Annotated in this window: 16 protein-coding genes and 1 other RNA gene; 12 read left to right on the forward strand and 5 right to left on the reverse strand. The window is 54.7% G+C overall.

From position 1 onward, the window contains the following. The coding region (locus AC0KVQ_RS14720; protein WP_473421935.1) for a phosphoketolase family protein at nucleotides 1-356 on the reverse strand (356 nt) is incomplete at its 3' end. A gap of 313 nt (nucleotides 357-669) precedes the next feature. Next, on the reverse strand, nucleotides 670-2,061 hold the full coding sequence (locus AC0KVQ_RS14725) for an MltF family protein (RefSeq protein WP_473421936.1): 1,392 nt from the start codon (nucleotides 2,059-2,061) through the stop codon (nucleotides 670-672). Nucleotides 2,062-2,176: 115 nt separating this feature from the next. Between AC0KVQ_RS14725 and AC0KVQ_RS14730 the strand changes: the two genes are divergently transcribed. The 10 genes from AC0KVQ_RS14730 (at nucleotide 2,177) to ssrA (ending at nucleotide 14,810) form a co-directional block, all read left to right on the forward strand. Further along, nucleotides 2,177-4,096, forward strand: coding sequence for an ATP-binding cassette domain-containing protein (locus AC0KVQ_RS14730; protein WP_473421937.1), 1,920 nt, complete (start codon nucleotides 2,177-2,179; stop codon nucleotides 4,094-4,096). A gap of 114 nt (nucleotides 4,097-4,210) precedes the next feature. After that, nucleotides 4,211-7,102: a PAS domain S-box protein gene (locus AC0KVQ_RS14735; protein WP_473421938.1), complete on the forward strand. Its 2,892-nt coding sequence runs from the start codon at nucleotides 4,211-4,213 to the stop codon at nucleotides 7,100-7,102. A 56-nt stretch (nucleotides 7,103-7,158) separates the two neighbouring features. After that, nucleotides 7,159-8,076 (forward strand): bifunctional riboflavin kinase/FAD synthetase, encoded by a 918-nt coding sequence (locus AC0KVQ_RS14740; RefSeq protein ID WP_473421939.1) that lies wholly within the window; start codon nucleotides 7,159-7,161, stop codon nucleotides 8,074-8,076. Between the two features lie 29 nt (nucleotides 8,077-8,105). Then, entirely contained in the window at nucleotides 8,106-10,967 is a 2,862-nt protein-coding gene (gene ileS / locus AC0KVQ_RS14745; RefSeq protein ID WP_473421940.1) for an isoleucine--tRNA ligase, read from the forward strand. Further along, entirely contained in the window at nucleotides 10,960-11,433 is a 474-nt protein-coding gene (lspA, locus tag AC0KVQ_RS14750) for a signal peptidase II (RefSeq protein ID WP_473421941.1), read from the forward strand. Before ileS ends, lspA begins: the two co-directional genes overlap by 8 nt. Then, entirely contained in the window at nucleotides 11,430-12,356 is a 927-nt protein-coding gene (gene ispH, locus AC0KVQ_RS14755; RefSeq protein WP_473421942.1) for a 4-hydroxy-3-methylbut-2-enyl diphosphate reductase, read from the forward strand. Before lspA ends, ispH begins: the two co-directional genes overlap by 4 nt. A gap of 411 nt (nucleotides 12,357-12,767) precedes the next feature. Next, a complete protein-coding gene (locus tag AC0KVQ_RS14760; protein ID WP_473421943.1) occupies nucleotides 12,768-12,962 on the forward strand; it encodes a hypothetical protein in 195 nt (64 codons plus the stop codon). An 88-nt stretch (nucleotides 12,963-13,050) separates the two neighbouring features. Continuing rightward, nucleotides 13,051-13,758 carry a bifunctional 2-polyprenyl-6-hydroxyphenol methylase/3-demethylubiquinol 3-O-methyltransferase UbiG gene (gene ubiG, locus AC0KVQ_RS14765; RefSeq protein WP_473421950.1) on the forward strand — a complete coding sequence of 236 codons (708 nt, stop codon included), beginning with the start codon at nucleotides 13,051-13,053 and terminating at the stop codon, nucleotides 13,756-13,758. Further along, entirely contained in the window at nucleotides 13,755-14,408 is a 654-nt protein-coding gene (locus tag AC0KVQ_RS14770) for an HAD family hydrolase (RefSeq protein ID WP_473421944.1), read from the forward strand. The genes ubiG and AC0KVQ_RS14770 overlap by 4 nt, the downstream gene beginning before the upstream one ends. A 38-nt stretch (nucleotides 14,409-14,446) precedes the next feature. Then, nucleotides 14,447-14,810: a transfer-messenger RNA gene (gene ssrA / locus AC0KVQ_RS14775) on the forward strand. A gap of 278 nt (nucleotides 14,811-15,088) precedes the next feature. On the opposite strand, the gene AC0KVQ_RS14780 is transcribed toward ssrA, so the two are convergent. Further along, on the reverse strand, nucleotides 15,089-16,225 hold the full coding sequence (locus AC0KVQ_RS14780; RefSeq protein ID WP_473421945.1) for an MFS transporter: 1,137 nt from the start codon (nucleotides 16,223-16,225) through the stop codon (nucleotides 15,089-15,091). 142 nt (nucleotides 16,226-16,367) lie between these two features. Here AC0KVQ_RS14780 and AC0KVQ_RS14785 point away from each other — a divergent pair, with 142 nt between their 5' ends. Next, nucleotides 16,368-19,388 carry a Tn3 family transposase gene (locus tag AC0KVQ_RS14785; RefSeq protein WP_473421946.1) on the forward strand — a complete coding sequence of 1,007 codons (3,021 nt, stop codon included), beginning with the start codon at nucleotides 16,368-16,370 and terminating at the stop codon, nucleotides 19,386-19,388. Between the two features lie 2 nt (nucleotides 19,389-19,390). Continuing rightward, entirely contained in the window at nucleotides 19,391-19,753 is a 363-nt protein-coding gene (gene tnpC, locus AC0KVQ_RS14790) for a Tn3 family transposase post-transcriptional regulator TnpC (protein WP_473421947.1), read from the forward strand. Here tnpC and AC0KVQ_RS14795 read toward each other — a convergent pair. Both AC0KVQ_RS14795 and AC0KVQ_RS14800 read right to left on the reverse strand, forming a co-directional pair. Beyond that, nucleotides 19,738-20,697 (reverse strand): site-specific integrase, encoded by a 960-nt coding sequence (locus AC0KVQ_RS14795; RefSeq protein ID WP_473421948.1) that lies wholly within the window; start codon nucleotides 20,695-20,697, stop codon nucleotides 19,738-19,740. The two genes, tnpC and AC0KVQ_RS14795, sit on opposite strands and share 16 nt — an antisense overlap. A gap of 31 nt (nucleotides 20,698-20,728) precedes the next feature. Further along, on the reverse strand, nucleotides 20,729-21,120 hold a 392-nt coding region (locus AC0KVQ_RS14800), incomplete at its 5' end, for a type II toxin-antitoxin system RelE/ParE family toxin (RefSeq protein ID WP_473421949.1).

Below are 21,120 nucleotides of genomic sequence, written 5' to 3' on the forward strand. Positions count from 1 at the left end.
TTGAACAGTTTCTGCACGCCGGCTTCGCTGTGATCGATATCCGGGTAGATCTCGGCATAGGTGCCTTCCAGCCAGCTGTTGGCCACCAGCCCTGGTCCGCCATGGCCCGGGCCGGTGATGTAGATCATCGGCTGGCTGCGTTCCTTGATCACCCGGTTCAGGTGCACGTAGATAAAATTCAGCCCTGGTGTGGTGCCCCAGTGGCCCAAGAGGCGCGGCTTGACGTGCTCGCGCTGCAAAGGTTCCTTCAGCAACGGGTTGGCCAGCAGGTAGATCTGCCCCACCGACAGGTAATTCGCCGCCTGCCAGTAGGTGTGCATCTTGGACAACAGTTCTTGATTCAGCGGTAATTTCACGTTTTACCTCGCTACGCGTTTAAGAAGAAAACAACGGGATCACTGCTTGGATGGGCATTCCATAAACAACCACACGCAAGCTAAAACGTGTTAGCACGATTAACCAAAAAAATGTCGAGCCAGATTCAGGTCTTCATGGCATCGACATTCGCTGGCCGCACTGATTAGCACACCAAGCTATTTCGAGTTAGCAAAATAAGAGAATCGGAAGATAAAAGCAAGTAGTCCAAAATTAACCGGTTACAAAAATTGATTCAGATCAGGAATACCGCACTCGAATAACGACTTGAACCTGATGATGGGAGATTCACGCTTAACGTGCTGCGACTGGCTTGCTCGCAGTTCGCGTCGAATCAAGTTGCTTGTTGCGTTCTGCTGCTTGATAGGCCGAATAATAGCGACTGACCGCCGTCACATAGTTGAGAAGCTTTTCACCAACGCTTCGCTTTGCAACCACCTCGACATGGCCATGCCAGCGATTAGGATCGAGCCCTTCTGCCGCTGCCTGATTGCGCAAGCCCTGCAATCGCCCTTCGCCTGCATTGTAGGCGGCCAGCATGAAGTAAAGCTGGTCTTCCGCGGCGATACCCGGCTTGGAAAACATATCGCGCAGATAGCCCAGATAACGTGCTGCGGCAGTGACATTCTGCCGAGTATCATGCGGATCTTTCACCCCCATTTTTCGCGCTGTCGCGGGATCAACCTGCATCACCCCGGTCGGCCCACTTTGACTCTTGACGGCCGATAATCCGGATTCGCGCTGGCCGATGGCTGCCAGCAACAGCCAATCCAGATCATTGGCACTGGCCGCCAACTGGAAAACAGGTGCAAAAAATGCCAACTTCCCGAGCGGATCAATGGTCTGTGAAGGCTTGCCAACGCCATTGGCACGCAAATGCGGCCGGGTCAGATCCGTCGCACGCTTGATCAACTGGCTTTTTTTGCTGGTGATAAAGCGGTTAAGGTCGGCCAACAGGCCGGTCTGATCGCGCTGTACTGCCCATACAATGGGTACAGCCTCATTCAGGCAGGTTCCCAGTCGTGCCCGGGGAAAAACCTTGCTCCACAACGAAGCCACAAAACGACTGCCCAGGGTCAGGCTATCGCTTCCATCATGCGCGTCCGCCAGCAACTGCTCGTTGGTGGTGCCGATGGGTGCATCGTCAATGCTGATTTCCTCTTTGCCGGCCAGGCGCCGCTCGGTATTGATATCCAGCAACAGGCGCCTGCCAAAGCTGGACATCGGCAAGCGGACCGTCTGCTGTGCCAGCGCATCAAGATCGGAGGGCAAGCGCGCATCCTTGCCTCCCAGAGCACACCATTGATCGGTCAGCAATGGCTCGGTTAACGCTACCAGCTGGCGTAAACCATCCGATGCTGGAATCAGGCCTGCGGCCATTTCGCCCCGACCGTCGAACAAGGCAGGGATGAGCTCACCGGCCTCCACTGGGACATATTTCAGCCGGATCTGATGGGTTTTGTCCCGGCCCGTATTGGCAAACTTTTCGAAATCCTGCAGCCAGGCATGCTCAACACCATGGGGACGACCATCACGAAAGAAATAGGTCGAGGGCCCCAAAGCAACCAGCACCCGTACCGTTGCAGGGCCTGTTACCTTTGCCGGCGCCGGGCGTGACGAAGCTGTTGCCGCCATGGCGGGCAACAGCGTACACAACAGCATCAGCAAGGCAAGCAGATGTTTCATTGGGTATTTTTACGGAAGGACACCCCGCATATTAGCCGCTCCACCGGCTTCTTGCAGCCCAGACTCCACGCTGCGGCTATAATCGCTGGTTTCCTGAATTCACGAATCATTACTCATGCCCTTGCTGCTTGTTGAAAACGCCCAGCTTGCTTTTGGCCACTGGTCCTTGCTCGATCACGCCACCTTTGCCCTTGAGCCTGGCGAGCGGGTTGGCCTGATCGGACGCAACGGCGCCGGCAAATCTTCGCTGCTTAAGGCGATCGCCGGCATGACGCGACTGGATGATGGCGAGATACGTATCGCAGACCAGGCGAAGATGGCTTTTGTTCCGCAAGAGCCGCAGTTCGACCCCGAGCACAGCGTGTTTGAAGCAGTCGCCGAAGGGCTTGGCGATGTACGCCAGTTGTTGCTGGATTACCATGCAGCCGCACAAACACTGGATGGCAGCGAATCCGCGCTGGCACATCTGACCGAACTGCAACACGAACTGGAAGCACGTGACGGCTGGCGCCTGGATTCCCTGATCGCCTCGATACTTTCGCATCTGTCCCTGCCGGCTGATACGCGCATCAGGGAGCTATCCGGCGGCTGGAAAAAACGAGTGGCACTCGCGCGTGCGCTGGTGTGCGAGCCACAGCTACTGCTGCTGGATGAGCCCACCAACCACCTCGACGTAGCCGCCATCGAATGGCTGGAAGGCCTGCTCAACAATTTCCAGGGTAGTGTGCTGTTCATCACGCACGACCGGCGTTTTCTGGACAACGTTTCCACGCGCATCATCGAGCTCGACCGGGGACACCTGACCAGTTTCCCCGGCAACTTCAGCCAATACCAGACACGCAAAGCCGAACAAATGGGCCAGGAAGACGTGGTCAACCGCAAGTTCGACAAATTTCTGGCACAGGAAGAAGTCTGGATTCGCAAAGGCATCGAAGCCAGACGCACCCGCAATGAAGGACGGGTACGGCGGCTGGAGCAATTGCGGCGCGACCGTGCCGCCCGGCGTGATCGCGTCGGCAATGTCAGTTTCCAGCTCGATGCCGGCGAGCGATCCGGCAAGCTGGTCGCCGAGCTGGAGCATGTCGACAAGGCTTACGGCAACAAGGTATTGATCAAGAATTTCACCACCCGGATCATGCGCGGGGACCGTATCGGCCTGATCGGCCCGAATGGCGCAGGCAAGACCACCCTGCTCAAGCTGATACTGGGAGAAATCGAGGCAGATAGCGGCAAGATCAAGCGCGGCACCAACCTGCAGATCGCCTACTTCGATCAGTTCCGCGAAGTGCTGAACGAAGAAGAATCAGTATTCGACACAATTGGCCAGGGGAATGATTATGTTGAGATAGGCGGTGCCCGCAAGCATGTGATGGGCTATCTGGAAGAATTTCTTTTCCCGGCAGAGCGTGCGCGCAGCCCGGTCAAATCGCTCTCGGGCGGAGAGCGAAACCGGCTCCTGATCGCCAGACTATTCACAAAACCCGCCAATGTGCTGGTACTTGACGAGCCGACCAACGATCTGGATATCGATACATTGGAGTTGCTCGAGCAACTGCTCGCCGATTATCCCGGCACGGTATTTCTGGTCAGCCATGACCGCGCCTTTCTTGATAATGTCGTCACCCAGGTCATCGCGTTTGAGGGTGAAGGCAAGCTGTACGAGAATGCCGGTGGCTATGTCGACTGGATCGAAGCCCGGGCACGCATGCAATCTGCCCAGCCTATCATCAGCAAAAAGGCTGATCCTGCCCCTGCGGTGACGGAACGTCGCCAGCCTGAACGTTCTCGAAAAATCAAACTGAGCTGGAACGAAGAGCGTGAACTGGAACGACTGCCAGATGAAATTGCCAGCCAGGAACAGGAACTGATCAGCCTGCAGGAAAGCCTTAACGATCCGGCACTGTATCGTGACACGCCGGACAAGGTACGCGACATACAAAGCCGGATCGAGCAGCTGGAAGAAAGTCTGCTGGTTTTGTTCGAGCGCTGGGAAGCGCTGGAGGCCAAGCAGGCCGCTGCGCAAAGTAGTACTTGACGCAGCAACTCGCTACAGATCGTGAACAGGTTCTAAACAAGGCACACGCCAACCGTGCAAACAGACAGGTTCAAGGCTTTTTTTCGTCCACGTCAGAATAGCCGGACACCCCTGGTGCGATTGCGCCAGGGCATGCTGGCGCTCTATGCCTTGACCATGCTGGCCCTGCCTGCGGCAATTGCCTGGTCCTCCTGGCACGACTACCAGCGCACCTTGCATGACCTCGAGCATGAAACGCTGTCGATTGCCCGCCTGCTGCAGGAACATGCACTGCGTTCGATCAGCTCGGCCGAATTGGCCATGCAAAACCTGACTGAAGATATCCAGCGCGCGGGGGGCGTGCCCTGGATCAACGAATATCAGGAACACCAGCGGTTCCAACAAAAAATCCAGCTCACCCCTCACATCCGCGCGATCATTGCCACCGACGCCCAAGGCCTGTTGCGTGTTCACGGCCTGGAATATCCAACCCGGCAGATCAGTTTATCCGATCGGGAATATTTTGCTTTCCACCGCGACAGCCCAGACAAGCGCGGCCGGATTGGCGCGCCGATCATTAGCCGGACCGATGCCCAATGGCTGATTCCGGTAACGATGCGTGTCAACAGCGCCGATGACAGTTTCGGCGGCTTGCTGCTCGCCGGGGTCGAACCCAACTATTACCTGCAGTTCTATGCCTCGCTGAAACTGATCGCCGGTACACAGATCCATCTGCTGCGCAACGACGGCACAATCCTGCTCACCTATCCGTTACAGACCGGCGAACTGGGTAAAAACCTGCGCGATATCGATCCGGATACAAGCCAGCATCTGGGTCAATCCGGCCCAATATTTTATAGCCAGCGGGATCAGCAGGGCCGGCAATTGCATATAGCGCAACTGAAAAGTCCATCGGATCATCCCCTGGCAATACGGATCAGCGTTGAACACGAGCATGCGTTTGCCCAGTTTCGCCAGGACACGCGCGACAAGGTTGGCATGGGCCTGTTGTTGTTGCTGGTGCTGAGTTTCCTGACCTGGCTGCTACTGCGCCAGATCAAACGCGTAGAAGTCTCTGATTCACAGTTGTATTTCACCCAGTTTTCGGTCGATGAATCTCCAGACATGATCATGTGGTGCGATCATGGTGGGCGCATTCGCTATGCGAACCGCTGCCTGGCAGAAAATAGCCAGTACCAGGCCCGAGAGCTGCTTCAGTTGAAATTTTCCGACCTGATGGCGGACAGTCGGGAACTATGGGAAAGCCTGCAAGTGCAGATGCTGATGCTCAAGCGCCAGCCCACCAACCAGACCCTGCGCACTGAACTGCAGGCCCAACGCCGCCAGATTCTGCAATCACACCTGCGCCGGCAGGATGGGCGCAGCATCCCGGTGGAAATCACGTTGTCACTGATTGAGTACTGCGGTGAGGTCTATCTGTGCATTTCGGCACGCGATATCACAGAGCGCAAGCAGGCCGAATACGAATTGCGTCAACACCGTGATCACCTGCAGGATCTGGTGGATGAGCGCACGGCGGAAATCCGCACCGTACTCGACGCCAGCCCATTGGCGATTGCCCTGTCTGTGCAGGATCACATCCGGCTGGTCAATCCGGCATTCATGGCCTTGTTCGGACATGAAACCGCCCCGCTCGGTGTTGCGACCAGCGCTCTGTGTGGCTCGGAAACACGCTACCAGCAACTGCGGCAATTGATCACCCAACAATTGGCGCTCGGCAACACCTATCGAGGTGAACTGCAACTGCAGCGCAGCGATGGATCCGATTTCTGGGCACTGCTGTTTGCACGCGCAATTGGTCCATCCCACCCGGAACGCGGGACCATTCTGGTCATCGAAGATATTACCGCGCAGCGCCTGGCTGCTCAGGCCATTCGCCAGTCCGAACGACTCAAGCGCACTATTATTGATACCACGGCTGACGGATTTGCCCTGATTGATGCCGATCGCACGCTGATAGAAATCAACCCGGCCTTGTGTGCGCAACTCGGTCAGTTACGCCAGACTTTGCTTGGACGCAATGTCGATACGCTTTGGGGCGCGTTGGCCCAACAGCTTTTCCCTCCACCGCACGATCCGGACCATAACCAGCATTTTCAGGAAATCCTGCTTTTGCGACCAGATGGAGAAACACATCCTTATCTGGCCAATAGCGGCATGATTCGAGATGAAAACGGCCTCATCGAGCATACATTTGTATTTCTGACCGATATTTCGCGCCAGAAGGAAATCGAATACACGCTCCTGGAGGCCAAGGAGGCTGCGGAAGGTATCAGCCAGGCCAAGACCACCTTCCTGGCCAACATGTCGCATGAATTGCGCACGCCCATGCACGCGATCCTGTCTTTCTCGGAAATGGGCATGCAAAAAGCCGGGCAGGTCGAACCGGAACAAACCATGCGCTATTTCGAGCGTATCCAGGCCAGCGGAAAACGTTTGCTGGGGCTACTCAACGATCTGCTCGACATGTCGCGGCTGGAAGCCAACAAAATGGTCTATGACAAGACCATCCATGTGCTGCAAGTTACTGTCAATGCTGCACTGTCCGAGATGTCTTCCTTGCTTGCCGCCAAACAACTCAAGGTGCGTCTGGATAGCCGGACGGCCCCATTGCCTGCCTGTTATGACAAAGCACGACTGACCCAGGTACTGGTCAACCTGCTCTCAAACGCGATCAAGTTCAGCCCCGAGCAGGGCGAGATCCATATTCACTTTCTTGGCGATGCCCGATTTGCCGATGGCAAGCCAGCGGTGGGACTGGTGGTGCGGGATTGCGGCCCGGGGATTCCGCAATCCGATCTGGATCATATCTTTGAAACCTTTACGCAAAGCAGTAAAAACCAGCGCCAAGGCGGTACGGGGCTGGGATTGGCCATCAGCCGGCAAATCATTCGCGATCATCATGGAAAAATTCAAGCCAGCAATCACCCGGACGGTGGCGCCATGCTTACGGTACTACTGCCAGTTCCGGACACTGCTCAAATCATGCAGGCCAGCAAAACCTGACAGATCAGTCCCTTGCCGCTACAATCACGGGTTTTCCAACGCAACGTCCGACCCTGATGCGAGTAGTTCGCGGCGTAAATCACGCCAGTCTTCCTCCCTGTGTACTGACCATCGGCAATTTCGATGGATTGCACCGCGGGCACGCCAGCGTGCTTGGCGAATTGAAGGCCATTGCCACTGAGCGTGGACTGGCTACGGCCGTCCTGACATTTGAGCCGCACCCGCGTGAATTTTTCACGCCGGATTCAGCTCCGGCGCGATTGAGCAGCCTGCGCGAGAAACTGGAATATCTGTCGCAGGCCAATGTAGATTATGTGGTTGTCCAGCACTTCAATCATCATTTTGCCGGGATCGACGCCGGTGATTTCCGTGATCGAATCGTGACGCAACACCTGAATGCACGGCATGTACTGGTGGGCGACGACTTCCGCTTCGGGGCCAGACGCAGCGGTGATTTTGCTTTCCTGCAGCAAAGCAGTAACTTTACCGCCGACCATTTGCCGACGGTGGCCTACCACGGCGAGCGCGTTTCCTCTACCGCAGTGCGCGCTGCGCTGGTGGCCGGCAATATGGAACTTGCGCAGCATCTGCTCGGCCGCCCCTACTCCATTTCCGGCCGCGTGGTGCAGGGCGACCAACTCGGACGCAAGCTGGGCTTTCCTACCGCCAACCTCATGATCAAGCACAATCGCCCGCCACTCGCAGGCATTTTCGTGGTGGAGGTGCATGGTCTGGGGAAACCACTGCCGGCAGTAGCCAGCCTTGGGCGCCGGCCCACGGTCAAAAACCCGGACGCGCTGCCGGTGCTGGAAGTCCACCTGTTCGATTTCAACCGCGACATTTATCGCCAGCATTTGCGCGTGGATTTCCTGCACAAGCTGCGCAATGAAGAAAAATATCCGGATCTGGCGAGCCTCACCGCCCAGATCGCCAAAGATTGTGAAAACGCCCGTGCGTGGCATGCAGCCCGCTAACGCAACCGTATCGTAACGAGAGAACGACCATGTCTGACGCCAGCAAATACCCCGTCAACCTGCTTGATACCCCCTTCCCCATGCGTGGCGACCTGGCCAAGCGTGAACCGGGTTTCCTGAAAAAATGGCAGGATGAGGACATTTACGGACAATTGCGCGCCAAAGCCAAGGCAGAAGGTCGCCCGGCATTCCTGCTGCACGATGGCCCGCCGTATGCCAACGGCAAGATTCATATCGGCCATGCCGTCAACAAGATCCTGAAAGACATCATCATCAAGTCGAAATCGCTGTCCGGCTTTGATGCGCCCTACATTCCCGGCTGGGATTGCCACGGCCTGCCGATCGAGCACCAGATCGAAAAACTGGTGAAGGGTGATAAACAAGCGGTCAGCGATTGCCCGACCATTCACGCCCGTATCGTCGAATACCGCAAGACCAACGGCCTGGACCCGAAAGCCACGCACCTGCCGGCTTCGTTCATTCGCGAACTGTGCCGCGACTATGCCGCGATCCAGATTGCGCGCCAGAAGGAAGATTTCATCCGCCTGGGCGTGATGGGCGATTGGGACAATCCCTACCTGACCATGGACTTCAAGACCGAAGCCGATATCGTTCGCACCTTGGGCCAAATTCATGCTAATGGCTATCTGGTCAAGGGCCAGAAACCGGTGCACTGGTGTGTGGACTGCGGCTCGGCGCTCGCCGAGGCTGAAGTCGAATACGAAGACAAGACCTCGCCAGCGATTGACGTGGGTTTCCGTGTGATCGACATGGATGCGCTGGCCAAGGCATTCGGCGGCGTGGCACTGGGTGACCAACAGGCATTTGCCGTGATCTGGACCACCACACCCTGGACCCTGCCGGCCAACCAGGCGGTCTGCATCCACCCGGAACTGACCTATGACCTGATCGCCACCGAAAAGGGCCTCTTGATCCTGGCTCGCGATCTGGCAGAGGCCGCGCTCAAGCGCTACGGCATCGATGCCAACGAAGTCATCGCCCAGACCAAGGGGGCGCATCTGGAACACCTGCAACTGCAGCATCCGTTCTATGCACGCCAGGTGCCGATGATTCTGGGCGAACACGTCACAACGGACGCCGGTACCGGCATGGTGCATACCGCGCCGGCCCATGGTCTGGATGACTATCACGTCGGCATGCGTTACCACCTGCCAACCGACAACCCCGTCGGCAACGATGGCCGTTTTCTGGCCAATGTCGAGCTGTTTGCCGGCAAGAGTGTGTGGGAAGCAAACCCGCTGGTACTGGAAACACTTGAAGCCAACGGTGTACTGCTCGCCAACGAAAAACTGCTGCACAGCTATCCGCATTGCTGGCGCCACAAGACCCCGATCATCTTCCGTGCCACCAGCCAGTGGTTTGTCGGCATGGATCACCAGAATGCCTCGGGCAAATCGTTGCGCGAACAAGCCAACAAGGCCGTCGAAGACACCCAGTTTTTCCCGGCCTGGGGTCGTGCTCGCCTGGAAGCCATGATCGGCAACCGCCCGGACTGGTGCGTGTCACGCCAGCGTAACTGGGGGGTGCCGATGACTTTCTTCGTGCACAAGCAAACCGGTGAATTGCACCCGGATTCGCTGAACCTGCTTGAACAGGTGGCGCTTCGCATTGAAAAGGAAGGTATTGAAGCGTGGTTCAAGCTTGAAGCAACGGAATTGCTCGGCGACGATGCCGCCAATTACGAAAAGCTGAAGGATACGCTCGACGTCTGGTTCGATTCCGGCTCCACCCACTATGCCGTTATCAAGGCCCGTGGGCTGAAGTGGCCGGCCGACCTGTACCTTGAAGGCTCCGACCAGCATCGCGGCTGGTTCCAGTCCTCCTTGCTCACCGGCTGCGCGACACAAGGCCGTGCGCCATACGATCAGTTGCTGACCCACGGCTTCGTTGTTGATGGCCAAGGCCACAAGATGTCCAAATCCAAGGGCAATGTGATCGTGCCGCAGGAAGTCATCAGTGAAATGGGCGCGGACATGCTGCGCCTGTGGACTGCGTCCACCGATTATTCAGGCGAGCTGTGCATCTCCAAGGAAATTCTCAAGCGCACCACCGACGCCTATCGCCGTATCCGCAACACCTTGCGCTTCCTGCTCGCCAACCTGTCGGACTTCGATGCCAACAAGGATGCGCTGACAGTCGATGATTTGTTAACACTGGACCGCTACGAACTGGCACAGCTGGCCGAATTCCAGCAAAAAATCACCGCGCTGTACGACAGATACGAATTCCACATCGCCGTGCAGGAAATCCACGCCTACTGCGCGGATGAACTTGGCGCGTTCTACCTCGACATCATCAAGGATCGCCTCTACACCACCCAAGCGGATTCGGCCGCCCGCCGCTCGGCACAGACTGCGCTGTGGCATATCACTCAGGCGCTGGTGCGCTTGCTGGCACCGATTTTGTCGTTCACGGCGCACGAAGCATCTGAAGTACTCGGCAACCCGGAGAACGTCTTCCTTGGTCGTTGGCATGAGGTTCCACAAGTCGCCGATGCCGGATCTCTCCGCACTTCGTTTGCTGCAATTCGCGAAGTACGTGCCATGGTACAGAAAGAAATCGAAGTACAACGCGCAGATGGCAAGCTCGGCTCCAGCCTGCAGGCAGAAGTGGCCATCACCGCTCCGGCTGACGTGGCCGCGGAACTTCTGAAGGTCGGCGACGATCTCAAGTTCGTGATGATTACCTCGAAAGCAACCGTGCATACCGGCGCCGAACTTTCCATTAACGTTTCGCCATCCGCAGCACAGAAATGTGACCGCTGCTGGCACTACCGTGAAGATGTCGGCAGCCATACCGAGCATCCGACGCTATGTGGCCGTTGTGTTGAAAATGTGAGCGGCAATGGCGAGGTACGTGCGCATGCGTAAATGGCTGTTGCTGGCCTTGGGGGTAATTGTGCTGGACCAGGCCAGCAAGCAGGCCGTGCTGGCAAAATTTGTCTACGGCGAGCAACTGGCCATCATCCCGGGCTTTTTCAACCTGACCCTTGCATTCAATACCGGCGCTGCCTTTTCTTTTCTGGCGGATGCCGGCGGCTGGCAGCGCCATTTTTTCACCATCCTGGCGATTGTCATTTCCGCAGGCATTGTCTGGCTTTTGAGAAAGCACGCTGATGAACCCCGCTTCTGTCTGCAATTGTCGCTGGTATTGGGTGGTGCACTGGGCAACGCCATTGACCGCCTGCTATATGGCCACGTGGTCGACTTCATCCAGGTGTATTACCAGCAGTGGTACTACCCTGCATTCAATATTGCCGATTCAGCCATCTGTATCGGTGTCGTTCTGATGCTGATCGATGGTTTTCTGCAGCGCGAAAAGAAGGAACTCGCATGAAGATGCAAATTACGCTGGCCACCCCCCGCGGCTTCTGTGCCGGTGTGGATCGCGCCATTGCCATCGTTGAAAAGGCACTGGAAAAATTCGGTGCGCCTATCTACGTGCGCCATGAAGTCGTGCACAACAAATACGTGATCGAATCACTGAAAGCCAAGGGTGCCATCTTCGTCGAGGAGCTGGATGAGGTCCCTGCGGGCGCAACCGTGATTTTTTCTGCCCATGGCGTCTCGCAGGCCGTTCGCATCGAGGCAGAATCGCGCGGTCTTACCGTTTTCGATGCCACCTGCCCGCTCGTGACCAAGGTGCATTTGCAGGTCAAGCGCCTGCACGATCAGAGGTTGGAAATCGTGATGGTCGGCCACAAGGGCCACCCCGAAGTCGAAGGCACCATGGGTCAGTCTCCCAATGGCATGTACCTCGTGGAAAATGTCGAGGACGTAGCCCGATTGCAGGTGACTGATGAAAACAAGCTGGCTTGGGTTACGCAAACCACGCTCTCAGTCGATGACACACGCGTGATCACCGAGGCATTGCAAGCACGCTTTCCCAATATTGTCGGCCCGAAAAAAGATGATATCTGCTATGCCACACAAAATCGCCAGGATGCGGTCAAGCAACTGGCCGGTCAGGTGGACCTGCTGATCGTGGTGGGTTCGCCCAACAGCTCCAACTCCAATCGCCTGCGTGAAGTCGCTACCGGCCTTGGCGTGGATGCGTACATGATCGACAATGCATCGGAACTCAAGCCGGAGTGGCTAACCGGCAAGCAAAATATCGGCATCACTGCAGGCGCATCAGCCCCTGAAATACTGGTCACGCAAGTGATCGAGCGTATCCGCGAGTGCGGCGCACAAAATGTTTATTCCATGGAGGGCATCGAGGAAAATGTCGTATTTTCGCTGCCCAAAGGCTTGGCTTGATCGTACATTTGTACCATTTTCTTAGATGGAAAAATGCTTACCAGATTACGTAAGTAAATTTGCCTATATAGCCGCTTCAGGAAATTCTTGGCGATTTGGAAATGCAACAAGATGTGGCTGGCTTTCACGTATCTCCAGCCATATTTGACAGCACCGATGACCATACCCTGTCCGTAGCCAGCGGCCGAAACCGGTAAATATCGTTACAATTCAATTTGAAAGATTAACAATGAAATCGCCCCTTCAACCTATGCCACTTGGGCAATCGTGCTAGAATTCGTTCCGTTGCACTTCATTGGTGCCTAAGTAGCTTCATCGGTTCGTTTCACATTCTTGTCACACAATGAAAGTGAAATAACTAGAATTAGTTAAGTTCGTGTCCAACCCAACCACCATTAAAGGTAAATAGAAATGAAAAAGTTTCTGCTCGTTGCTCTGCTGGCTCTCGGTCTGATCGCTTGTTCCAAGCAAGAAGAAGCTCCTGCTGAAGCCTCCGCTCCGGAAGCTGCTCCGGCTGCTGAAGCCTCCGCTCCGGCCGCTGAAGCTGCATCCGATGTTGCTTCCGCTCCGGCTGCTGATGCATCCGCTGCTTCCGCTGCTCAGTAATACCTGCCAGCGCAGCAAAAAGCCGACCTTCTGGTCGGCTTTTTGTTTTATGCTTGTTGCATTGCATTTCAGCCATACCGACACCCCGATGAATGACATCAACGTTGATACTTCCGAGATTGCCAAATTTTCTGCTCTTGCCCACAAGTGGTGGGATCCAGACAGTGAATTCAAACCGCTGCACGATATCAACCCCGCTCGTGTATCTCTGATTGAACACCATGCAGGAAGTTTGTCAGGCAAACGCATTCTGGATGTTGGTTGTGGCGGTGGGATTCTATCCGAAGCACTGGCCGCCAAAGGCGCAGAGGTAACCGGCATCGATTTGGCGGAAAAATCGCTGAAAATCGCCAAGCTACACCTTCTGGAATCCGGTCATGCAGTTGATTATCAGCTCAAGCCCGTAGAAGCCATGGCGCAGGAAACACCGGAAACTTTTGACATCGTCACCTGCATGGAAATGCTGGAACATGTGCCAGATCCATCCAGCATCATTCATGCCTGCGCCTTGCTGGCAAAGCCCGGTGGCTGGGTGTTTTTTTCAACGCTCAACCGCAATTTGAAGAGCTACACTTTGGCAGTGCTGGGCGCAGAATATGTACTTGGCCTATTGCCGCGCGGCACCCACGATTACGCACGTTTCCTCAAACCATCAGAACTGGCTCGCATGACTCGGGAAGCAGGCCTGGACTCTGTTGAAGTTGCTGGACTGCAATACAACCCCTTTAATCGAGCCGTGGCAATCGATCACAACACATCTGTAAACTATATCGCTGCCTGCAGGAAGCCAGCATGATCTCTGCCGTTTTATTCGATCTCGACGGCACACTGGCCGATACAGCCCCGGATCTTGCCCTTGCATTGAACAGACTTCTCAAAGAGGAGGGGCAGCCGGCACAGCCGTATGAAAAGATACGCCCCATCGCCAGCCATGGCGCACGAGGGCTGATCAAGCTTGGTTTTGATATTGACCCGGATCACCCTGATTTTTGCAGATTGCGTGAACGCTTTCTGGATATCTATGCGGAATGCTATTGCGTGGAAACCCAGTTGTTTGAAGGCATCTCGGCACTGCTGCAAACCATCGCAGACCGAGGCCTGCCATGGGGTATTGTGACGAATAAACCAGCACGATTCACCGATCCTCTCGTCGCCGCCTTGCCTCTATGCCCACCCCCGGCCGTAGTTGTGTCAGGTGACACAGTCGGCGTAGCCAAGCCAGATCCGCGCCCGATGTATCACGCTGTCGAACTTTTAGGTGTTTCTCCAGAGGATTGTCTGTATGTGGGTGATGCCGAACGCGACATCGAGGCTGGTCACAGGGTTGGAATGATTACCGTACTGGCTGATTACGGATATATTGCCGAAACAGATTCCCCACATGAATGGGGTGCAGATATACGAATTGCCCACCCACTGGAACTCGTCGACCACTTGCCTGACTAATCGAGTATAATACCGGTTCTTTCATCGGTTTTACCCTAGGGGCCGCCATGGTTTCGACGGGGGTTGCAAAGCGGATGGGGGCATGCCGGGATCGCAGATTCCCGTAAAACGCTGTATTTATATAGTCGCAAACGACGAAACTTACGCCCTGGCTGCTTAATCGCGCCAGGCTCTGCACTACTTCTCCCATCGGGTAGGCTGGGTCAAACCAGCAGCAGAGTCATTTAGATGGGATCGCGCTTGGTCGGGTTACTTGGCAAAGCGTCAAACTCAAGGTAACTCGCGTATGCTGAGCCTGTCGGTCGGCGCTTCATGCGTTAAATTCAAGTTGACCAGACTACGCATGTAGAACTCACTGTAGAGTGCTTCCGGACGCGGGTTCGACTCCCGCCGGCTCCACCAATACACAAAATCCCAACCCTTATCGGTTGGGATTTTTTTTGTTCTGAACGCCAGTGTTGGCGCGGTTTCCGGCCATGGCCTCTTGAGCACGCGCCTCCTGATGTTATCGTTTTCGACGCCCATTCTGCCGTTTTTCTCTCTCCGTTCTCTATCCTCCTCTTGAGTGTCCAAGGCAAGAATCCGTGTATCTATGCGGGTTTGCAGGTCATCATTTTGTTATTTAAATTGCTCTGTTTTTACGACCGAGATGAAAAAGTCAGAGCGCTGCGATAATGAGGTTACACAGCCTGCAGTTGTGAGGAGCGACTGTTCAGCCCTACCAGCAGTGCCAGCACGATCAGTGTCGCTGCCACTGCAAAGGTAATTTGCATGCCGTAGCCGGTGGCCAGTGGGCTAGAAGCTATCGCTGTGTTGACCTTGCTCGCCATCGCGAACACTGCTCCCATAACTGCAGTGCCGGTAATCAGCCCCAGATTACGCGACAGGTTGAGCAGGCCGGAAATGAGTCCACGCTGCTCTGCGGCGACACCGACCATGACTTGGGTATTGTTGGCCGACTGGAACAGCGCGTACCCAGCGGTGGTGGTAACGATGGCCACCACATAACCCACCACACCAAGGGATATGGGTAGTAATGCGAGGCTGGCGCAGCCGCCAAACATCGCCAGCAGACCGAGTAGCATCATGCGCCGTGCGCCATAGCGGTCAACCAGCTTGCCAGCGGGTACACCAATCAATGCGGCCACCAACGGACCCGTCGACATTACCAAGCCCAGTTGAGTCGTAGAGAGTGCCAGCGTGCGTGTCAGGTAGAACGGGCCTACTATTAAGGTGGTCATAACTACTGCAGCAACCAAGCAACTCATAACGAGACTGGACAGCAACAGCGACCTACTTAGCAATGACAACCGGATCAATGGTGCGCTGGCCCGCTGCTGACTGATGACAAAGAAAGTGGCGGCAATCAGTGACAGTATCAGCAGGCCATTATTGCGCAGACCCCACTCACCACGGCCCAAGGTCATCGCCAGCGCATAGGCGGCCAATGTGAGGGCCAGCAATGCGGTACCGGTATAGTCGTAGTTGCTATGTACTACTTGCCGTGGCGCGGTGGTAACCGGCAGATGGCGTTTCAACAGGAAGAAAGCCACGATACCCAGCGGTACGTTGGCCGCAAACACCGCCTGCCAGCCCAGACTACCAATCAGCATTCCGCCCAGTGATGGCCCCAGGGCGGTACCGATGGCCGAGGCTGTGCCCATCAGCCCAATGGCACTTCCAGTTCTTTCCTTGGGCACTATGTCAGCAACATAGGCCATGCTCAGCGCCATCATCAGCGCTGCACCAAGTCCTTGGATGGATCGGGCCGCGATCAGCACCGGTAATGACGGATAGCTGCATAGCAGCGATGCCATAGTGAACAGCCCTACCCGGGGTATGACCGGGATGAAGGGAAAATTTCCACATTTGATAGCATAACTTACTGATATATATAAATATTCACTCTTACCTTTTGTGGTGTGGTAGTCTTTTGACGAGGACCGTGTTGGAGGTTGCATGGCGTTAATTGAACGTACCGCATATCCAGTATTTGCCCGCGCCTATGGGCCAAAGGAACTGAAGCAACACTTTTCCATTGAGGATGATGAGCTTGAGTGGATCAAGTCAAAATCGTCTTCTGCCACGCTGCGCCTCGGTCTCGCGGTACAGCTGAAATGCTTCCAGTATTTGCACTACTTCCCCACTCTCGATGACATTCCATCATCGATCATTGATTTTGTGCGCAGTATCTTTGGCTATAGCGAACGCGTTCGGATCGACTATGCCAGCAAGAACACTCTCTACCGCCACATGGTGGCTGTGCGCGAATATTTACAAGTCACATCCGCTTACGGGCAGGCCTCTACCGAAGTGGCGCAAAATCTCGCTTCTTCAGCAGCAGAGCTTCTTGATCAGCGTACCGACATTATCAATGCGGTAATCGACGATCTTATTTTGCAGAAGTATGAACTCCCTGCTTTTTCAACCTTGGATGATTTGGCAGAAAAAGCTCATGTAGCGGTCCTGCGGCGCATCTTTGATACCGTGGCTGGCAGACTTTCATCCAGTGACATTTTCGCCCTTGAGACACTGATCCGAACCGACACTTTGCAAGGTCGGATGAGCGAATATAACGATTTGAAAAAATCGGCCAAGCGCTCAAGCAGGAAACACCTGGAAATGCTGGTAGACCATCTGGAATGGCTTGAGACATTTGGGCCTGTTAGTGCCATGTTTGCTGGCGTTCCAGATTCCAAGATTCGACATTTTGCCAGTCAGGCAATGGCATACGATGCTTCTGAGTTGCGAGAGTGTGTCGAGTCAAAGCGCTTCACACTCATTCTCGCCTTGATTCACCGCATGCAGGTGCGCGCCCGGGATCAGCTCGCCGAGATGTTCCTGCGCCGAGTATCCACTATTCACAAGCGCGCAAAGGAAGATCTTGAACAGATACAGAGCAAACAGCGCGGCGAAGCAGAACGCATGATTGTTTCGCTGGATAATGTACTGGCAATTCTTGAGCAGGAGCCTGATGACACAAAAGCAGGTAAACAAATACGCAAGTATTTTGTTCCTCTTGGAGGCATCGATCAGTTGCGCATGTCTTGTGCGCAATTGCAGGCTAACAGCGGCAACAATTATTTGCCCCTGATCTGGAAGCACTTCAAGAGTCATCGCGCGATTCTGTTCCGCTTGGTTAACTTGCTTGATATTGCGCCGACCAGCCAGGAAACCACTCTGGTCGACGCCCTCGACGTTATCAAAACCTATCAGGACAAACATCGAATTGAATGGATCGAAGAAAAAATCGATCTTTCTTTTACGTCCGATCGATGGCGGAAATTACTTCGCCCCTCTTCAGGCGAAGGCTCGGGAGTAAATCGGCGGGTACTTGAGATTTGTGTTTTATCTTATCTAGCGGAAGAACTGCGGGCTGGGGATCTCAGTGTCAGGGGCTCAGAGGAATTTGCTGATTACCGTGAACAGCTATTGTCATGGGATGAGTGTGAGGCGCTTCTGCCTGCGTACTGTGAAAAAATTGGATTCCCGTCCAATGCCAAGGATTTTGTCGCCAGTTTGCGCGACTGGCTAGCCGAGACCGCCAAGCAGCTTGATGACAAATTCCCAGAGTGTCGGTGCGATGTCTCGCTCAATGCCAATGGAGAACCTGTTTTGCGGAAAGTCACGGCGAGAGAAATCCCGCAGTCAGCTGTTTCACTACAAAATGCACTGATTCCGCGCATGCCGTCACGGCATATCCTGGATGTATTGGCCAACATTGAACATTGGATGAAATTCACCCGGCATTTCGGCCCGTTATCCGGCAATGAGACCAAGCTGAAACAGCCGGCAGAGCGTTATCTGATGACCATTTTTGCCATGGGCTGTAACCTCGGGCCATCGCAGGCTGCTCGACATCTTGCCAATGCCAATGTCAGCGCCCACATGCTCTCATTCGTGAATCGGCGGCATATTTCGTTGGAAACACTGGACGCTGCGCAACGTGAGTTGAATGAAGTCTACCTACGGCTTGATTTGCCCAAAGTCTGGGGCGATGGAAAGACGGTAGCTGCGGATGGTACGCAATACGACTTCTATGATGAAAATCTCCTCGCCGGATACCATTTCCGATATCGCAAAATGGGTGCTGTTGCATATCGGCATGTGGCCAACAATTACATCGCTGTGTTCCGTCACTTCATACCACCTGGCGTGTGGGAAGCCATATACGTGATCGAAGGGTTGATGAAGGCCGGCTTGAGTGTTGAGGCCGATACGGTTCACGCCGACACCCAGGGCCAATCTGCCACCGTTTTTGCATTCACCCATCTGCTGGGTATCAAGCTGATGCCACGGATCCGCAACTGGAAAAACTTGATTTTGTACCGCCCTGACAAGGCCTCCAAGTATCAGCATATCAACGGCCTGTTCGGCGATACGGCGGACTGGGATCTCATTGAAAAACACTGGCAGGACCTGATGCAGGTCGCGCTGTCGATCAATGCCGGAAAAATCTCATCTGCGACGCTGCTGCGAAAACTTGGTTCATACAGCCGTCAAAATCGCCTGTCTTGCGCGGCCCAGCAGTTAGGTAATGTGGTGCGCACGGGTTTCTTGCTGGAATGGATCGGTAGTCGTGAATTACGTCAGGAAATTACGGCCAATACCAACAAAATCGAGTCCTACAACGGATTTGCCAAGTGGTTGTCATTCGGTGGGGATGTCATTGCGGTGAACGATCCCGATGAACAGCAGAAGCGGCTGCGTTACAACGACCTGATTGCCTCGTCGCTGATTTTGCAAAACACGGTGGACATGATGCGCACGTTGCATGTCCTTCAAAAAGAAGGCTGGAAAATTTCCGAGGATGACGTGTCTTTCCTGAGTCCCTATCTGGTTGGCCATGTTAAACGTTTTGGCGAGTACAACTTGAAACTCGATCGTACCCCTGAAGCGTGGATTCAGGACGAAGCATTTCAACAAGCTGCCGCTACTGCGCGAAACCAGTGGCCAGCTTCACAAGCCCAAGAGCAATGACTATGGATTTACCTGAACCAACGTTTCGCGTAACACCCTATGGTGATGTTGATGCTGCCCAACTTGAAAAGTTGCGCGATAGCTTTGATACGGCAGCGTTGCTGAAGCTGGTGGATGAACTGGATGGGCTACGGAAACGATTTGCCTCCTGCGAGGGCGTTCGGGATGATTTACTCCAATTGCATGGCATGGTCCATACGGTCCTCAATGGCGGCCCGTTGACGCGACCACCTGGTGAGCAAGACCTCTGGGAAGAAGCTGAGGCGCTGACCAATGAGTTTCGTGACATGGTCGATTTTTTCCTGCGAGCGGCGGAACAATTGCAGCCATTGGCTGATCTGCGACCTGATCAGTCTGGCGACTGAGAGGTCAAAGTCAACAAGCCGTGCTCTATGCGCGTGCGCGCGAAAGGATCAGCGCCATCGATGTAGCGCATAGCTGACTTCACATCTTTCCAGCCAACGTATTCCATCAGTGTTTTGATATCCCAGCCGTTGGCATTCGCCCAACCTGCAAATCCGCGACGCAATGAGTGGCCACTAAATCTATCGGGTTCTGGCAATCCTGCTTGGGAGAGCAAATTACGCAGCAGCGGAATCAAGCTATTTGCATGCAGACTTGAGTCGCTGATCCTCCCCCACCGATCAATGCCTCGAAATACCGGACCACTTTTGAGATCTGCAAGTGCAATCCAGTCGTTATAGGCAGCAACAGGGCAAAGTACAGAAAGTGCCGGCACCTTGAAAGTCCGACCTTGAAGCTGGCGATCGCCTTTAGATTGCGCCAGGAAACAGCTCATGCCTTCGTTTGGCGCCAGTTCTATAAACTCTACCCGGAGTCGCTTCAATTCATCGCCACGAAAGCCACGCCAGAATCCCAATAGCAACAGCGCTTTGTTCCGGGTATGGCGCAGTTGCGCTACCGGGTCAGCCTCCAATTTTGCCGAATTGATGGCTTGATCCAGCCAGGCGACTGCTTGTGTTAAATGATCAATCTGAAGTGGCTTGGCTTGCTTTTCCTGCGCTGGGTGTAAGGTCTGAATGCCTTTGAGTACCTTGCGCACGACCGGCGTTTTGGTTGGATCGGGGAAACCCTGGTCAATATGCCATTTAGCCAATGCCGCCAAACGTTGTTTCAAGGTGTTGATCGACAATTTGTCTGCATGGTCTGCAAGATAACGAGCCATGCTGTCTGCGGTGGCTGGCAGGAATCCGCCCCATTCAATTTCGAAGTGAGAAATTGCAGACTGGTAGCTGCGCTGAGTGTTTTCTCTTGTCGCAGCTTGCAGATACTTGTCAACGTTGCTCATGGCAAAGTTTCAATAAGGAGGGGCATGCGACTTAGTGCCCAGTGTTGCCATTGTCTGAATCAGACTGCAGAAACGTTTCATAATCTTGGCCTCCGTAGAAAATGCCAATAATTGAAACGAGATCATTGTCCACCGCATAGGCAATGACTACGCGTTTTTTGTAGTTGGTAGTACGAAGTCCTGGCCTCACGTCATCGCGCATTGTGCCGCGAAGAGGAAAAGTGCGCAGACTTTCACAATAGCCAACGATAGCTTCTGTGTACTTGGCAGCGGTGTCTGGTGACGCTGCGTCCGCGATATAGCGGAACAGGGCCGCGAGTTGTTCTTCCGCCGCAGGAGAGAAAACGGGCCTGTGCAGAATTTTGTGTAAACGGACCTTTGGCAGGAAACTGCCGCATTGTCCGGAGTCCACATGTCTACCAA

The sequence above is a fragment of the Formivibrio sp. oc-25 genome (genome assembly GCF_055810895.1).

Coding starts and splice junctions, on each gene's coding strand:
- AC0KVQ_RS14725 (WP_473421936.1), bottom strand. CDS start 2,061: ATGAAACATCTGCTTGCCTTGCTGATGCTGTTGTGTACGCTGTTGCCC.
- AC0KVQ_RS14730 (WP_473421937.1), top strand. CDS start 2,177: ATGCCCTTGCTGCTTGTTGAAAACGCCCAGCTTGCTTTTGGCCACTGG.
- AC0KVQ_RS14740 (WP_473421939.1), top strand. CDS start 7,159: ATGCGAGTAGTTCGCGGCGTAAATCACGCCAGTCTTCCTCCCTGTGTA.
- ileS (WP_473421940.1), top strand. CDS start 8,106: ATGTCTGACGCCAGCAAATACCCCGTCAACCTGCTTGATACCCCCTTC.
- lspA (WP_473421941.1), top strand. CDS start 10,960: ATGCGTAAATGGCTGTTGCTGGCCTTGGGGGTAATTGTGCTGGACCAG.
- ispH (WP_473421942.1), top strand. CDS start 11,430: ATGAAGATGCAAATTACGCTGGCCACCCCCCGCGGCTTCTGTGCCGGT.
- AC0KVQ_RS14760 (WP_473421943.1), top strand. CDS start 12,768: ATGAAAAAGTTTCTGCTCGTTGCTCTGCTGGCTCTCGGTCTGATCGCT.
- ubiG (WP_473421950.1), top strand. CDS start 13,051: ATGAATGACATCAACGTTGATACTTCCGAGATTGCCAAATTTTCTGCT.
- AC0KVQ_RS14770 (WP_473421944.1), top strand. CDS start 13,755: ATGATCTCTGCCGTTTTATTCGATCTCGACGGCACACTGGCCGATACA.
- AC0KVQ_RS14780 (WP_473421945.1), bottom strand. CDS start 16,225: ATGGCATCGCTGCTATGCAGCTATCCGTCATTACCGGTGCTGATCGCG.
- AC0KVQ_RS14785 (WP_473421946.1), top strand. CDS start 16,368: ATGGCGTTAATTGAACGTACCGCATATCCAGTATTTGCCCGCGCCTAT.
- tnpC (WP_473421947.1), top strand. CDS start 19,391: ATGGATTTACCTGAACCAACGTTTCGCGTAACACCCTATGGTGATGTT.
- AC0KVQ_RS14795 (WP_473421948.1), bottom strand. CDS start 20,697: ATGAGCAACGTTGACAAGTATCTGCAAGCTGCGACAAGAGAAAACACT.